The 16,263-nt window shown below is 36.9% G+C and carries 14 protein-coding genes; 12 read left to right on the forward strand and 2 right to left on the reverse strand.

The genetic code is table 11. From position 1 onward, the window contains the following. Positions 1-185, reverse strand: a 185-nt coding sequence (locus QME45_04095) for a transposase (protein ID MDI6617846.1), incomplete at its 3' end; no start/stop codon positions are given. A gap of 476 nt (positions 186-661) precedes the next feature. Between QME45_04095 and QME45_04100 the strand changes: the two genes are divergently transcribed. Together QME45_04100 and QME45_04105 are read left to right on the forward strand one after the other, a co-directional pair. After that, complete coding sequence (locus tag QME45_04100) at positions 662-796, forward strand: hypothetical protein (protein MDI6617847.1); 135 nt, start codon at positions 662-664, stop codon at positions 794-796. 186 nt (positions 797-982) lie between these two features. After that, the gene (locus QME45_04105; GenBank protein MDI6617848.1) at positions 983-1,579 is read left to right on the forward strand and encodes a hypothetical protein; all 597 of its coding nucleotides are present in this window, start codon (positions 983-985) and stop codon (positions 1,577-1,579) included. A gap of 10 nt (positions 1,580-1,589) precedes the next feature. Here QME45_04105 and QME45_04110 read toward each other — a convergent pair whose 3' ends face one another. Further along, positions 1,590-2,783, reverse strand: a complete 1,194-nt coding sequence (locus QME45_04110) for an AraC family transcriptional regulator (protein MDI6617849.1) — start codon at positions 2,781-2,783, stop codon at positions 1,590-1,592. A gap of 665 nt (positions 2,784-3,448) precedes the next feature. On the opposite strand from QME45_04110, the gene QME45_04115 reads away from it, so the two are divergent. The 10 genes from QME45_04115 (at position 3,449) to QME45_04160 (ending at position 16,258) form a co-directional block, all read left to right on the forward strand. Further along, complete coding sequence (locus tag QME45_04115) at positions 3,449-4,744, forward strand: sugar ABC transporter substrate-binding protein (GenBank protein ID MDI6617850.1); 1,296 nt, start codon at positions 3,449-3,451, stop codon at positions 4,742-4,744. Positions 4,745-4,816: 72 nt separating this feature from the next. Then, positions 4,817-5,710 (forward strand): sugar ABC transporter permease, encoded by an 894-nt coding sequence (locus tag QME45_04120; protein MDI6617851.1) that lies wholly within the window; start codon positions 4,817-4,819, stop codon positions 5,708-5,710. Positions 5,711-5,757: 47 nt separating this feature from the next. Then, a complete protein-coding gene (locus QME45_04125) occupies positions 5,758-6,582 on the forward strand; it encodes a carbohydrate ABC transporter permease (GenBank protein MDI6617852.1) in 825 nt (274 codons plus the stop codon). Between the two features lie 16 nt (positions 6,583-6,598). After that, a complete protein-coding gene (locus tag QME45_04130) occupies positions 6,599-7,594 on the forward strand; it encodes a BadF/BadG/BcrA/BcrD ATPase family protein (GenBank protein ID MDI6617853.1) in 996 nt (331 codons plus the stop codon). A gap of 17 nt (positions 7,595-7,611) precedes the next feature. Then, complete coding sequence (locus tag QME45_04135) at positions 7,612-8,880, forward strand: neutral/alkaline non-lysosomal ceramidase N-terminal domain-containing protein (protein ID MDI6617854.1); 1,269 nt, start codon at positions 7,612-7,614, stop codon at positions 8,878-8,880. A 17-nt stretch (positions 8,881-8,897) separates the two neighbouring features. Continuing rightward, positions 8,898-10,019 (forward strand): M20 family metallopeptidase, encoded by a 1,122-nt coding sequence (locus QME45_04140; GenBank protein ID MDI6617855.1) that lies wholly within the window; start codon positions 8,898-8,900, stop codon positions 10,017-10,019. Beyond that, positions 10,020-10,751: an SIS domain-containing protein gene (locus QME45_04145; protein ID MDI6617856.1), complete on the forward strand. Its 732-nt coding sequence runs from the start codon at positions 10,020-10,022 to the stop codon at positions 10,749-10,751. Between the two features lie 144 nt (positions 10,752-10,895). Next, positions 10,896-12,374 (forward strand): family 10 glycosylhydrolase, encoded by a 1,479-nt coding sequence (locus tag QME45_04150; protein MDI6617857.1) that lies wholly within the window; start codon positions 10,896-10,898, stop codon positions 12,372-12,374. Positions 12,375-12,488: 114 nt separating this feature from the next. Then, on the forward strand, positions 12,489-14,606 hold the full coding sequence (locus tag QME45_04155) for a family 10 glycosylhydrolase (protein MDI6617858.1): 2,118 nt from the start codon (positions 12,489-12,491) through the stop codon (positions 14,604-14,606). Positions 14,607-14,677: 71 nt separating this feature from the next. After that, the gene (locus QME45_04160; protein MDI6617859.1) at positions 14,678-16,258 is read left to right on the forward strand and encodes a glycoside hydrolase family 3 protein; all 1,581 of its coding nucleotides are present in this window, start codon (positions 14,678-14,680) and stop codon (positions 16,256-16,258) included. The last annotated feature ends 5 nt before the right edge of the window (positions 16,259-16,263 follow it).

Raw genomic sequence — 16,263 nt, forward strand, 5'->3', positions numbered from 1 at the left:
TTCAATTTTTCTACTCTTTCGGTGAAGAATGCAATAGGATCATCATATTGTTTTTCGAGATTATCGAGATATCCAATCTTCTCAATGGTAACGGTTCTTGCGTGGCCCCTTTGTTTATCATAGAAGCCGTCGACGATTGACAAATAGATCCTGCCGTTTTTTTGTTTAGATTTTTTAAGATGCATGATTATTACCTCAAATAAAAATTATATATAGATTATACCATAATTCACCATATTTCGCAATAGGAAAAATATCAATCTTTGAAAAATTTTTATGCCTCAAATACACTAATAATCACCATCTCAGGCATTTACATTTGAAAAGTTACTGCAAAACTACGGGGAAATGGGTTCGCGAATTTGCCGTGCAATGGGTCCCTTATCCTGTTGCCTTTGTGTAATAAGTTGTATATAATATATAATAGAATAAAAAGTCATAGAGCATCATAAATATACAGCTAAGGGAATATTTTATATTAGGTTTCTTTATCTTTGCCTGTAAAGCGGATGTCCCAAGTCAGTGCTAATGAATATTATTGCTTAATATAACCTGTATTTTTAAAAAGTATAATTTTTAAAAGAATAAGTGCATATTATTTATTGTTTTATATAAAAATTATAGATATTATACCAAATTTTTTACAATAGGGGGGAAAGGCTTGAAAAAGAATAAAAAGCTTTTAAAGGTTGATGATGATAAAAAAAGCGGGCAGCCTGAAAAAGACAAAAGAGAGTCTGAAGATTTAGATGACTTTATTTTTCGGGAAGAAAGCCATAAACGTTCTGAAAAATAGCTTAGATAAAGGCAGCTGATGCTGCTTATTTTTTTATAAAATAAAGTTAGAATACATTCAAATCTTTTGAAGAATATTATCCAAATATAAAATATATGCTCATAAAGTTGTACAAAAAAGAAGGATTTTGAAAAGTTTTATATAATATTCTAATAGACTTTTTTCTGCAGAAAGGGCTGAGAAGATATGGAAAAGGAATTGATAATCGCCATATTATCGTGCGCAGCTTCGCTGTTTCTATTTTTGGGTATCATCAATGTCTTGAAACACCAGATCTATTTTGAAAATATTCCGGGATGGATTAACGCAATAATTGCGATAATAGTGGTATTTATATTGATAAATAAAAGAAAGTTCTTCTTTGGGACGCTGCCAGTGACAGGGGCTGTGGTAGGGTTTGTTTTGTCGATATTATGGAATATCAGGGATTCGATATTTATGCATGGTTTAATTAAATTAGTATTTTCTTTTAGATTTCTATTTTTTATCGCTTCGATATTAGAAGCCATAGCGAAAAAAACTGCTATAATGAGTTTCTGGCAATCGAATATAAAATATAGAACCCTTGGATTTAAAACTTTTATTATCCTGCTGACCATAATTGTATTTGCATCGGGTATTGTACTTTTACTGTTCCCTGACGCATACCTTGGGAAAAAGAGCTATGGTTTCAGTATGAGAAGGAAGACTCCTTTATTTTCAAGGTTGTTAGGTGGGGCTATTGGAATATTGCTGGTGTTTGCGGGTACCGCCCTTTCATTTCTTATGTTTTCGCTATCTTAGATCAAGGTATCTATTTCCTTATCGATTTAGCGTATTCCGTCGGGGTAATGCCGAACTTTGATTTAAAAAGTCTGGAAAAGTAATGTACGCTTTTAAATCCTGCTATTTGAGCAATTTGAGTGAAGTTATAGCCGGTGGAGCGTATAAGTTCCTTGCTTTTCTCCAGCCTGAAGTTATTTATATAGTTTATTATTGTAATGCCCATATTTTCTTTAAATATCGTTGACAGATATGATTTGCTTATGTGTATATGGCTGGAAATATCATCCATATTAATTTTTTTGTTTATATTTTCATTTATAAATTTTACTGTCTGAAGCACTAACGAATTCAGGTTATGCTGTTTCATATCCGTATTGAGGGATGCTGTAAAATTGCAGCTTTTGCGATTTCTAATGAGTTTTATAATTATCTCTTTAAAATAACAGATCATCAGATCGCTTGAGTAGTAGTTACGGCCGGCATTTCTGAACTCATATGTTATATCATCAACCAATTTTTTCAAACTATTATCGAACTGAAATACATTATTAGTGAGTATATCCGGATTTTCAAAATCCATGATAAACGATATAGTAACAAAACAAACGCCGTTTTCCTTGCCGGACCACTGGCTGTGATACTGGTTTTTTCCATAAAAAATTGCTTCTCCCTGTCTTAGATTATACAATTTGTTATCAATACTTGTATGCAATACGCCATAGTCTACATATGTAAACTCCCAGAAATCATGTTTTTCGCCTTTGAATTTGAATCCCTTTCCTTTATCCTGGTAAAACAGCGTAAGTATTTCTTTGATATCTATGCTTGGGGAAATATTATTGTATGAAATAGGATTTGGCAGAAAACATTTCATAAGGGTATATAGTTTGTTATGGGCTATCTGGATTTTGCAATATTTGTACATCGGGATAATATTGTAATACAGATTTTTGTTCAGGCAGACTGTTTTATCAAGCAAAAACAGGCTTATATCACAGGATGCAGGCTGTGTAAACACGCATAAAAGCGAAATGCCTGCTGAAGGATTAATGATTATATTCATGTCGCCTGTAAAATAAAAAAAGTCGAGAGAACTCGATGATATTTCGTATTCTTGAATATCTATATTTATAGGGTTGCCAAGATTGCAAAACTGGTTCAGATTGTTATTTATTATGGTGCCAAAATTCTTAAACGTAAGTTCATTTAAATTTTTAATCATATTATCACCATAACCGATTAAATATAAATTAAATATATTATATATGATGCATACAATTTTACAAGAGACAATAATTACGGTGATATTTTTCAAATAATCTGGATATACCCATAAATTATTAAGTTTTCCGATCTTTAAGACATCATGGGTTGCTCTAATACGGCTGTATTTCATAAATTTGCAAAATACGTATATATGTTGCTGAGATAATATTTTCCAAATATAAAATATGCACCCATCTATAAAACAATAGAATTGTGCAAATTGATTATAGAATTATGTAAATACATTTCTGCAGTTATGTATTAGTATAACATTAATGAAAGTATTATTTTTATAGTTGCGATCGATGTAATAAACTATTTTGTAATTTGGGGTTTTAGGACAAGTATAAGTTGTTCAAAACGTCGCATTTCATATTACAAATTTATGTTACAAAAAATGATGTTCCGTATTTACAATCTTTATTTTCTTGCCTGGCAGCTGACATTTTGATTCGAATGACTTTAAATTTATCACAATATATATGGGTATTGCCTTTTAAAACATTGTATCGAATTGCAAGATGTATTTTTATATTTGATAGAAACCGCATTAAGGTAAAATTACAAATAATACCCGGCGGTTCCATATATCATTAAAAAATTTAAAGGAGGGGTTTTACAATGAAAAAGGCATTATTACTGAGTCTGGTATTAATACTTATTGCTGGTTTATTTGTCGGATGTGGCAGCTCTAAAACTGCTACAAAGAATAATAAGGTTACAATAAGGTTCTGGCAGGCGGGGGGCGATGACAAAGCGTCCATTCCAAAGATGAAAGAAATAATAAAAAAATTTGAAAATGAAAATAAGGATATAGAAGTGGAGTTTCAAGCTACTCCATGGAGTGAAAATCCGCATGATAAATTTTCAACATCTATTGCTGGTGGTAATATAGCTGATCTTCTCATAGTAGGCAGCCCCTTTGATACAGTGCTGGCAAATAACGGAGCTGTAATTTCTCTTGACCAATATATAGATTCCAGCTTCAAGAGCGATATGATGGAGACATTTTTAAATCAGTCTGTATATGAAGGAAAGAGGGCTGAAATTAACAAAAAGATAATATCGCTCCCTATATATGGCTCTACAAGGACTATCATTTACAATAAAGATTTGTTAAAGGCAGAAAATATTCCTGAACCTGTAGATAAAGGCTGGTCAATGGATGATTTCAAAAAATATGCACTGGCTCTGACAAAGGATACGAATGGTGACGGGGTAATCGACCAGTATGGATTCGGGACGTCAGCTAAGTATACATCTCAGTTTTTACCGTTTATCTGGGATCTTGGCGGAGAAATATGCAATGCCGATATAACAAAGGCGACGACTACGACTCCTGAGTGGAAGGAAGGAATTTCATATTTTGTAGATTTAATTAAAAAAGCCAGCCCTCCGGGATCTGTCAACTTAGATCTCCAGGAAATTCAAAAATTATTCTCTCAGGGCAAGGTCGCTATAATGATCGATGCAATGGATTTTGCAAATAAAATAATAAACGAACCGAGCATTAAAGATAAAGTCGGCATAGGTCAGATGCCGATTGGTAAAAAACAGACATCTTTTGCAGGTGCGGATGTATTTGTAATTACAAAACAGTCGAAACATCCTGCCGAAGCATGGAAGCTTTTAAGATTTATATTGAATACCGATAACGAAAGCGAATATTGCAAGACTGTAGGATTCATGCCTGTATTGAAATCATCTGCCAGGGATCCATATTTTACAGGCGATATAGTAAGAAAGGGATATTCTCAGGCACTAACTTATGGAAAGTTTTATGTAAAGTCAGATAAATCAAGCGCTGTAACGACCATATTAAAAGCCGAAGTACAGAATATAATCGGCAATAAAAAGACTGTGGATAAGGCGTTGACCGATATACAAAACCAAGTCAATACAGCTCTGGCCCAATAGGAGATATATAAGCAGGTGTGTTGATTTTTAATACACCTGCTTGCTAAATTTTAAAATAGGCGGTGAAAGGTAATGATCGTATGCAGCAAAAAAGAAAAGATTAATTATTATTTTTTTTTAGTGCCGGCATTTTTAGTTTTTTCAATTTTTATATTCTGGCCTTTAATTCAATCGTTATATCTTTCTTTTTTTAAATATAACATTATTAATATAAATACACCTCAATTTGTAGGACTTAAAAACTATAGCTTTATACTCCATGACCAGATATTCTGGACCAGCATAGTCAATACTGTTATATATGTATTGGGTACTATTCCACTAAAACTTTTATTCGGATTGCTTCTTGCTCTGGCCGTAAATAGCAAGTTTATAAAATTCAAAACTTTTTACAGGACCAGCTTTTACATGCCGGTTATATGTTCAATGGTTGCTGTTTCTATAGTATGGTCTCTTTTATTCAATCCCGGGCCTAACGGCATAGTAAATATCATTCTTTCCAAGTTTAAGATAAATCCTCTTGGATGGGGTTCGGACAGTAATCTTTCCCTTTTAACCGTAATGCTTTTAGGTATCTGGAAAGAGATAGGTTATGTAATGATGATATATCTTTCGGGGCTTATGGCAATACCGCAGGATATATATGAAGCCGCATCCCTTGACCCTGTGAGTTCATTTCAAAAGTTCATGTACCTTACGCTTCCGCTTTTAAGGCCGACTACGATATTTTTGCTGATAACGGAAATGATAGGCTCATTTCAGGTATTTACGCCGATCTATGTAATTACGGGTGGCGGTCCTGGATACAGCAGTACGACTATAATAAATTATTTATATAATAAGGGGTTCCAGGAATATAGTATGGGCCAGGCTTGTGCGGTTGCATATGTTCTATTTGCAGTACTGTTACTATTGACGATACTTCAAAACAAGTTTTCAAAATCCGAAGAAGTGTCATACGATTAAGGCAATGTCATAATTTAAGTTAAAGTCGAAGGAGGGAATGATATTTGATGAAAAAAGCTTTGCTTTATATAGCTTTAACTGTCATTGCATTTTTCATGCTGACTCCCTTATTATGGATGCTCGCGACATCGTTTTCCCGGGATTCAGTAGTTGTATCTACAAGCTTGATACCAAAGAATTTTACATTAAAAAATTATATAGAGGCATGGAACTTTCCGAGAGTTTTTAGCGATGAGATAACCCTGGGAACGTTCTTCAAAAATAGCATTATAACCACTTTTTTTATAACTGCGCTCGGGCTATTCATCGATTCTCTTGCAGGGTATGTACTCGCGAGAAAAAGGTTTTTGGGGCGAAAAATATTTTTTTATTTAGCGCTTATAACGCTTATGATACCATTTTATGTGGTTGTTGTGCCGATGTTCTTGATCATGAAAAATTTGAGATGGATAAATACTTACCAGGGGTTAATTACTCCGTCCATAGCTTCAGGATTTGGAGTTTATATGTTTAAACAATATTTTCAGACAATACCCTATGAGCTTGAAGAAGCGGCTAAGATGGATGGATACTCTGATTTTAGAATATATTTTTCGATAATCATACCTTTGTCGATACCGGCCTTTGGTACTATGGCGATACTAAAATCCATGTGGGCATGGGATGAATTTTTCTGGCCTCTTATTATAACGACTGATATTAAGATGAAAACTCTCCAGGTTGCCCTGACTATGTTCAGAGGTCTCAATGTAACCCAGTGGGGGCTTTTGACCGCCGGGATGACTATGGCAACGATACCGATAATTATCATTTATATATTTTTACAGAGATATTTTGTATCCGGTTTGACTGCTGGATCACTTAAGGCTTGAAGAAAGGGTGGAACATATGAAAATTTTTGCAGGATATGATTGTGGCGGAACTAAGACGAAATGCGTTATAGCCGATGAGGATGGTAAAATACTCTCATGCGGCATAGGAGGCCCTTCCAATTTTCTCTCATGTGGTTATGATATAGCACAATGCTCTATAATGCAGAGTACAGCGTATGCACTTAAAAATGCAGGCCTCGAAATCTATAGCAAGATTCATAGCGCTTTCTTCGGATATGCGGGTATAGAGCTTTTTTCGAAGAATGAGAGGATATGGAATTTCCTCAAGAACTGTATAGATGTGGATCAAATAAATGTCAACAATGATGCTTATATAGCGTGGTATAGCATAACGTATGGGGAATCAGGCATTATATCGATTTCCGGTACCGGTGAAGTGACGGTTGGCATATGTGAAGACGGAAAATGGAAAAAGTGCGGGGGATGGGGATATCTTATAGGTGACGAAGGCTCAGGTTATGCTATAGGGAGAAAAGCAATCAATTATGCTGTAATGTCATATGACGGAATAATACCCAAAAACAGATTTGAAGATGAAATAATAAATTTCTATTCTTTGGATGCAATGAGGGATATCATACGCCTGATATATAAAGATCCAAGCAAATCCAACACATTAATTGCAGGTGCGGCGAAATGCGTATTCAAGCTCCTTTATGAAGGAGATGAAATAGCTGCGAGCATAATCGACGAGGCGACTTTGCATATCGCAAAATCGATTTTGACTGTACATTCAGCGCTGGATTTAGATAAACAATTTATAAGGATCGGGCTTTCAGGTGGAGTATTCAAATCCGGCGAAAAGATTTTTGATATAGTAAATAATAAACTGGATTCCATGGGGCTGGAAGATTACGAACTTGTTATCCCATCTATACCACCTGAAATATCAGCCCTCATACTATCCTATGGGCAGACGGATATCAGGATAAATAAGACATTAGGGCAAAACTTAATGGAACAATATAAAATACTGGAAACTTCTCGTTAACTGGCAGGTGTATTAAAATGATTTTAAAAAGCGGATATTCAAGAATGTTAATAACGCCGGAAAAGTCCATGTATCTTGCAGGATATGATAAGAGAGAGCAGAAATCCATGGGAGTTCACGATGAACTTTATGCAAGCTGTCTGATATTTCAATGCGCCGGCAAAAAGCTGGTATTGATTTCAATGGATATCCTCGGTGTCGATGAAATCTTAAGTTACAAAATAAAAAAAGCAATTTCAGATTTTGATAAAAGCATTGGCATGGGCTGTATATTTGTTTTTGCAACACATACTCATAGCGGACCTTCAACTGTTTTCTATGGAAGAAAAACTTACGATGAAGAGTATTGCGATTTTATAGCTTCAAGATGCAGGGATGCTTTTATAATGGCGATGGGGGATGCTAAAGATTCGGTTATACTATCGAATACAATGAATATCTATGGCATTGCGTCTAAAAGAAATATCCACAAAATTGAAGAAAATGATGAGGGAATAAAGTGCACCATCCTTAAAATAAAGAGGAATGGTTATAATACCATGCTCATAAATTTTCCCTGCCATATGACAGTACTCAATGAAAACAATTTGCTATATTCAAAGGATATGGTTTATGGCCTGCAAGATGCTTTATGTAAAAGGGGAATGTTCAATTTGCTGTATGCCAACGGAGCTGCAGGCGACATAAGTACGAGATTTTATAGAAAAGACGCTTCTTTTGCAGAAGTGAACAGGCTTGGAGCTATATTTGCAGATCAAATATTGAGTGCATGTGATTATAACAAGTTAAGTGCTGATGATATTCTATTCAAAAAGACTGGGTTTTTACTTAAATATAAGAGGAATCTTACAGATAGTGAGAAAGATGCCAAAAGAGATGAGATAAAAAGACATATTTCTAAAATCGGGGATATGAGATTAAAGAGGGATATGGAATCAGCCCTTCTCATACTTAACCGGCCTGATAAAAACTTCGACAACATTTTCGGCATTGTGAAAATGGGAAACGATTATTTCAAAAAAGTTGAAATACAATATGCTTTAATGGGTAGGATTGCATTTATTGGGATTCCGTTTGAAATTTATTATAGTACCGGAGAAAGAATAAAAGATATTTTAAAAATGAAATATGGGTGCGATACTGTTTTTCTGCTCGGATATTGTGGAGGATATTTCGGCTATCTTCCTCCTGAAAGTGATTTCTCAAGTATATGTTATGAGACAATTGCATGTCCGTTTGAAAAGGATGGAGAGGGGAAGCTTTTTTCAGCAGTCGAAAATTTATAAATCATCGGAGGATATTTATGGAAATCAATATAGATAATGCTTTTAGATTGTTAGGAGATTTTGTAAATATGGACAGCGGGAGCCATGATAAGGCCGATGTCGACCGGTTTGTGGATCGCGTTGAGAGGGAATTTAAACTGGCGGGCATGTATACAAAGAGGATAGCCATGAAAAATACCGGGGACTGCCTTCAATGTACTTTTGGGTCTGGAAGGCGGAAAATACTGTTACTCGGCCATATGGATACTGTATTTAAAACCGGCACTGCAGCCGTAAGGCCTTTTATAAAAAAAGGTGATATTCTTTGCGGACCTGGAGTCCTGGATATGAAAGGAGGGATCGTAGTTCTTCTTTACGCAGTCAAAAATGTAATGAATATGCTGCCGAAGGATACTGAAATTGTAGTATTTTTAAATTCTGATGAAGAAATAGGTTCTAATTATAGCAAAGGCAAAATTCAGAGTATAGCTCAAAATTGTGTGGCAGGTCTATCGTTTGAATCGGCAAAACCTGGAACTCTTACCACCGAAAGAAAGGGTATCATGAGCTTTGTTCTGGACGTAAGGGGTTTAAGCGCCCATTCTGGAGTGAATTATGAAAAGGGGAAAAGTGCCATAAATGAATTGGCCCATAAAATATGCAGTCTGTATTCTCTTTATGATAAGAGAAAGGAGATAACTGTAAATATAGGGACAATAACCGGAGGCGAAGGGATAAACATTGTAGCAGGCCATGCACAGGCAAGAGGCGAGATAAGATATTTTGACATGGAAGATGAAATACCGTTAAAAAAAGTCGTTCAAAAAATCACACGTGAACCATTCGTTGAAGGAACTACAACGGTACTCAGTTTTCTGTCGGACAGGCCTCCTCTTAAACAGGATATAAAAAGCGGCGAGTTATTTAATATAGCAAAATATGAAGCATTAAAGCTCGGAAGGGATTTAGTTGGAAGAAAGACAGGCGGAGGAGGAGATGTTTCCTTCGCAGCCTGTAAGGGCATACCTGTTTTAGATGGGCTTGGTCTGGAAGGGGAAAATTCACATACTGAGGAAGAATATGCGCTTGCCGATAGTTTCTATTTTAAGATAGAACTCGCAAGCAAAATAATACTCGATATTGCAAATGGAGGTATTTAAATGAACTGGAATTATGCTGGTTTCATCAGGAATATTATAGATGAAATTATGAATACGCAGTCAAATGTTATTGAAAAAGTATCGGATATATGCGCAAAGACAATTAAAAACGGGAAAATGCTTTACTTCTTTGGTACAGGGCATTCACATTTGATATGCGAGGAACCTTTTTACCGGGCAGGAGGTCTGGTTTCTATTTATCCGATCCTTGAACCGTCTTTAATGCTGCATGAAGGAGCGTATAAGAGCACTTTGATCGAAAGGATGGACGGTTTGGGCGAGATACTGCTCGATGAGAGCGGAGCATCAAAGGGTGATGCACTTTTCCTGATATCGAATTCAGGTCGGAATAATGCCGTTATTGAAATGGCGCTGAAAGCTAGGGATAAAGGAATTGTAACGATAGCTCTTACTTCCCTTAAGCATTCGAGAGGAGTTGAATCGAGACATAAAAGCGGGAAAAAGCTCTATGAAGTTGTGGATTTTTGTATAGACAACTGTGGCATACCCGGGGATGCTTGCGTGGAGTATGAAGGTTTCAACCAGAAAGTGGGACCTACATCCACTATTGCATGCACACTCATTGTAAATACGATTATCACAAATATCGTGGGAAAGTTACTTGATACGGGGATTACTCCTCCTGTATTCATGAGTGCCAATACTGATGAGGGAGATGCATTCAATAAAAAACTGCTTGCAAGATACAAATCGAGGATAAAGATTTTATAAAGAATAAAATGGATAGATAACCTGAAATATGTGCTGACAAAAGCCGATTCGAGAATGTTAAAAAATAATATAAATATGGAGGAGATATAAGGAAGATGCATACTTTTCAGTTTTAATCCAGAAATGACAGAAGGGCTTGAGAAAATGACAGTCCAGGGGTTGCTATGGGCGGCAAAATCCGATTCCGGCGAATTCAATGTAAAGTTCGGCGAAACAAAGGATACGAAAACCAAGGGGGTATGGCTCTGGGGAAGTACTGTATACAATCAAGGGGCAAATGGTGCAAAAACAGTAACTGATCAGATGAAACAATATGGATTTACGGATATTTTCCTGCTTGTAAAAGGCACAAGTGGTGCTGTAGGATATGACAGTAAAACAGCTCTTAAGGTTGCCCATACGGATAGGGATGTATTACAGGAAGTTATAGATGAAGCCCATAAAAAGGGAATTAAGGTTCATGCCTGGTTTTGTATAGATTGTGATGCTGCATGGGCCGCGGTTCATCCGGAAGATATGATGGTACACATTACAAAGGGACCGGACCCTAGCAAAAATAGAATATCGCCGCTTTCGCCTGCATACAGAGAATATACTGAAAATCTCATAAGGGAAGTTGTGCAAAATTATGATATAGACGGTATCCAACTCGATTATATAAGATATCCCCATATCGCATATGGTTTTAATGAAAACTATGAGATTGCAAAGGCAAAAGATGCCGGGATAAATGTAGACAATGTCAGGGATGTGATTAATCAGACATACTATAACACGGATAGCGACGGCAAGGCGATTTTTGAATCTTATGACCGTGGTGATAAAGATGTCGTCGGCTGGGTAAATCTCAGGAGGAATGCTGTGGACTCATTTGCCGGTGAGATTAAGGATATTGTAAAATCGGTCAGGCCCAAAATAAAGTATTCCGCAAGCTTAATGCCGGAAGGGGCCTATGATGCGACATTTCTTGTGGCTCAAAATGACTCGAAGACATTCGCCGAGGTGCATTACGGGCAGGATTACAGCGACGCAGCAAAAATTTACGATTTTGTAGTTCCGATGCTTTACTGGAATGATTATGGAAAATCGCCACAATGGGCCGATGCTTTATATAAAAATACGGTAAATATATTTGGAAGGAACAGGGTAATAGCAGGTATTCAGGCATACTCGCCGACAAAGAGTGCGGACCTTTGCGATACAGTTAATTATATAAGGGAAAGCAGCGGAGAGGGGATTGCACTTTTCAGATATGGTACATTTGGTTTAAGTTCCATTGATATAAAAGGTAAGGGATGCAAGGAAAATATCATGGATATAACAATGACCGACCCATTGAACCCTGATAATTCCGCCAATGTGGATATTACAAAGGTTGAGATAGATATGAAGGGCGGCATTACAGCAAGGAAGGTACTGGGGAATATCGATGGCTGTCAGATTAAACTATCAGATGATGGAAAGATGGTCACGATAACAGGAATGCCGTGTATACCTCAAAACGGCACATTAAAACTATCAGTTGTCGTTGACGGGAAAAATGATACGGGGCGTGAACCGGCACAGGTAAGATTCTATGTGACAAACAAGTATTCTGAAGTAAGAGTATATAACAAGTATTAATAAATGGGCACACCCTTTGTATCATATAAACAATATGAGCCCAAGGGATGTGCTTTTATTCGTGATTCAACATGGCGATAAATAAATGCAGGCATGAAGGAGGGAACAAATTGTATGAATACAGCAGTTCTATATGTTGTGGGAGCGACTTCACAAAACAGTTGTGGCAGAATAATTGATGTCTTTGAGGCTTATGGCATAAATGCACGGCAGATCACGACTGGAGAAATTTTGGATGGAAAATTGCATGGTTTCGATGCAATTGTAGTTCCAGGAGGAAGAGCGACAGGAATAGCTGAGGCCCTTGGCAAAGAAGGATGCAATGAAATCGAAAGCTTTGTTAAAAATGGAGGAGGATATGTTGGAATATGTGCAGGTGCATTCTTGGCAGCCCGGGGGTACAATGATCCCACATCGAAAGTTATGCTTGTAAATGCAGAAGCTTTAGATATAATGCACTGGGATAGGGGATCGGGGGATGTTCAGGTAAAAGTTATGGATTCGGATCATCCGGTAATGCAGGGTTATTCAGGGGCAATAACAGTGAACTATGAAAACGGGCCTCTTCTTATACCTGCAAAAGATGATGATATACCTCCATATATTGATCTTGCAGCATATATAAGCGATGTGCATCAAAATAAAGATGCCGCGAGAGGCATAATGCCCGGTTCGTCAGCCGTAACCGTATCTGGATATGGGAAGGGGAGATGTGTTCTTTTTAGTTTTCATCCGGAATCTACTCCCGGACTTGAAAGGATGCTTGTACATGGCTTTTTATGGGCGGCAAAGCGTTCATTGGATCATCATCTGTTGGGAAACGGAAAAATAAACACTTTTAAAGTTAAAGGTGCCTGGCTATGGGGTAGCACTGTTTATAACAACGGTCCGGACGGTGCGAAAATAATAACGGGGCAGATGAAACGATACGGTTTTACAGATATATTCTTGCTTGTAGATGGAGAAAGTGGTTCTGTCGGTTATAACAGCGAAATAGCCCTTTCAGTAGCTCATCCTGACAGGGATATATTAAAAAATATCGTTGAAGAGGCTCACAAAAAGAATCTGCGGGTTCATGCATGGTTTGTGATAAACTCCGACATGCAATGGGCGCATAATCATCCGGACGATGCTATGCGATATATAGATGGAAGGGCTGACGAGAGTGGGAAAAGGGTATCTCTTTTGTCAATATCCTACAGGGAATATGTTAAAAAACTTATATGTGAAGTAATAAGAAATTACGATGTGGATGGCATACATGTCGACTATATAAGATATATGGATGCTGAAATCTGCTTTAATGAAAGAAATGAAGTCTCAAGGGCAAAGGCGCTTGGAATAAATATGAAGAGAGTAAAAGAATTTATGGACAAGACATTTTATATAGAAAAAGATATGAAGTCCATATTTGAAGCGTATGATAATGGAGATAAGGATATTAGGGATTGGATAAATCTTAGAAAAGATGCCGTAAATTCTTTTGCAAGGGAAATCAGAGACATCGTAAAGGGGATGGACCCTGAGATAAAATATTCCGCAAGCCTTGTGCCTTGGGGAGCATATGATTCCAATTTTTTGGCAGCGCAGGAAAATTCAAATACATTTGCGGATGTGGAGTATGGTCAGAATTATAAAGATGCATCATCCATATATGATTTTATTATACCGATGACATACTGGAATGATTTTAAAAAATCACCCCAATGGGTAAGCAAGCTTTATGAAAATGCGAGGAGCATATTTGGAAAGGACAGGGTGCTTGCCGGAATTCAGGCTTATTCCACAGATAAAACCGGTGACCTATGCGATACCATTTACTCTATAGATGAAATAGGCGCAGATGGAGTGGTACTTTTTAGATATGGTGCATTTGGTTTGGGTTCAATATGTATGAAGAATATAGATGCAGATAAGAATATTTTAGATATTGTCATGACCAATACATTAAGTCCCGATTACGCTGCGGATACAGACATAACGAAGGTTGAAATATATATGATGGGAGGCCTTGCCATAAAAAAATTGCCCGATGTGATCAACGGGTGTGAAGTAAATATTTCTGATGATAAAAAAGTAATTATAATAACAGGCTCTCCCTGCATGGTCAGAAATGACAGCATAAGATTTTCTGCTTTTGTAGAAGGAGAAAATAAAACGGGACGTGAATGTGCACAGATCAAATTCTTTTTGGCAGATAGGTGCAGGGAGATAAGAGTGTTAACAAAATAATATTCTTCAAGTAATTTTGATTTATCCTATGGTTATGGATTCAGCCTGATAATTGGGGGAGGTTATTAGAGATGGATATAAAAAAATTGAGCCTTGATGAAAAAATAGGTCAGATGATTATGGCGGGTTTCCCATCGAAATATTGCGATGACCATTTTATGAAATTGGTACGGGAATATAACGTCGGAAATATAGATTTATTCGGACGGAATATAGGTTCGATTCGAGAAACGGTAAGTCTTACACATGACATTCAGGAAAATATGATAGAAAATATGGGGATACCGGCATTTATCGGTATGGATCAGGAAGGCGGAATGGTTTCAAGGATCAAAGAAGGAGCAGCTTTTTTCCCAGGGAATATGGCCTTTGGAGCAGCAAATATCAAGGGTGGTACTTTTGAAGAGGGGCGGATAATAGGGGAAGTGCTGCGCAATATGGGGATAAATTTGGATATTGCGCCTGTGCTTGATGTGAACTGCAATCCTGAAAATCCCATAATAGGTACCAGATCATATGGCGATAATCCTCTAAAAGTTGCTTCGTTGGGGATGGATTTTATAAAGGGTATTCAAAGCAGAAATGTTCTATCCGCCGCGAAGCATTTCCCGGGGCATGGTGATACATCTGCAGATACACATTTATCCATGCCTTATATCTCATATGGCATGGATAGGCTGAATAAAGTTGAGCTTTATCCTTTCCGGAAAGCAGTTAATGCAGGGGTCGACGGGATAATGACGGCTCATATAGTTTATACCGCTCTGGAGGATAAAGGACTTCCTGCGACTTTATCTTATAATATTCTTACCAGGCTTTTAAGAGAAGAAATGAATTTCAAAGGTATTATTATAACCGATTGTATGGAAATGGATGCGATCGCCAGGAATTATGGGATTGAAAAAGCGTCGGTAATGGCGGTAAAAGCGGGGGCAGATATGATATGTATATCCCATCATCTCGATGTGCAGATAAAAAGCATAGATGCCATTAAAAATGCGGTTTTAAAAGGCGATATTGCGGAGGATAGAATCGACGATTCAGTACAAAGGATAGTTGACATGAAAAACAAGTATAATATATTGAAAAATCCGTTCCCCGATATAAAAAAAGCTGAAGCCAGCTTGGAAAATCCGGTATATCTAAATTTCTCGAGGGAAATCAGCCAAAAAAGTATTACTCTTGTAAAAGACGACAACAATCTCATACCATTGAAGGGCGATGGGATTGTTTCCATCGCTCCTGAACCTCTGAGCCTGACAGGCGTTGAAGACGAGGAAAAAAGGAAGTATGCTTTTTCATATGCTGTAAAAGAAAAATTTGGAGGAAAAGCTTTTATAATACCATTAAATCCGGAAATGGATTTGATTCAGAAAATTTCAGCCGAGTGCAAAGATGCTTTTAGAGTAGTAATAGGTACATATAATGCCAACTCCAATCCGGGGCAGCTTGAGCTGATAGATAAAATAAAGAAATGCAACAAGAATGTAATCGCGGTAATTTTAAGGAGTCCTTATGATTTGCTGTCCATACATGGCATTTCCACATGTGTATGTACATACGAATATACACCGAATTCAGTCTCGAGTGTTTTGAAAGTGCTGGACGGCGAAATAAAACCATCAGGCAATCTGCCGATAAATATTTTTTAAAATTA

It is taken from the genome of Clostridiales bacterium, from assembly GCA_030016385.1.
Taxonomy (GTDB): domain Bacteria; phylum Bacillota; class Clostridia; order Clostridiales; family Oxobacteraceae; genus JASEJN01.

Coding starts and splice junctions, on each gene's coding strand:
- QME45_04145 (MDI6617856.1), top strand. CDS start 10,020: ATGAACTGGAATTATGCTGGTTTCATCAGGAATATTATAGATGAAATT.
- QME45_04115 (MDI6617850.1), top strand. CDS start 3,449: ATGAAAAAGGCATTATTACTGAGTCTGGTATTAATACTTATTGCTGGT.
- QME45_04110 (MDI6617849.1), bottom strand. CDS start 2,783: ATGATTAAAAATTTAAATGAACTTACGTTTAAGAATTTTGGCACCATA.
- QME45_04120 (MDI6617851.1), top strand. CDS start 4,817: ATGATCGTATGCAGCAAAAAAGAAAAGATTAATTATTATTTTTTTTTA.
- QME45_04135 (MDI6617854.1), top strand. CDS start 7,612: ATGATTTTAAAAAGCGGATATTCAAGAATGTTAATAACGCCGGAAAAG.
- QME45_04140 (MDI6617855.1), top strand. CDS start 8,898: ATGGAAATCAATATAGATAATGCTTTTAGATTGTTAGGAGATTTTGTA.
- QME45_04105 (MDI6617848.1), top strand. CDS start 983: ATGGAAAAGGAATTGATAATCGCCATATTATCGTGCGCAGCTTCGCTG.
- QME45_04130 (MDI6617853.1), top strand. CDS start 6,599: ATGAAAATTTTTGCAGGATATGATTGTGGCGGAACTAAGACGAAATGC.
- QME45_04155 (MDI6617858.1), top strand. CDS start 12,489: ATGAATACAGCAGTTCTATATGTTGTGGGAGCGACTTCACAAAACAGT.
- QME45_04150 (MDI6617857.1), top strand. CDS start 10,896: ATGACAGTCCAGGGGTTGCTATGGGCGGCAAAATCCGATTCCGGCGAA.
- QME45_04160 (MDI6617859.1), top strand. CDS start 14,678: ATGGATATAAAAAAATTGAGCCTTGATGAAAAAATAGGTCAGATGATT.
- QME45_04125 (MDI6617852.1), top strand. CDS start 5,758: ATGAAAAAAGCTTTGCTTTATATAGCTTTAACTGTCATTGCATTTTTC.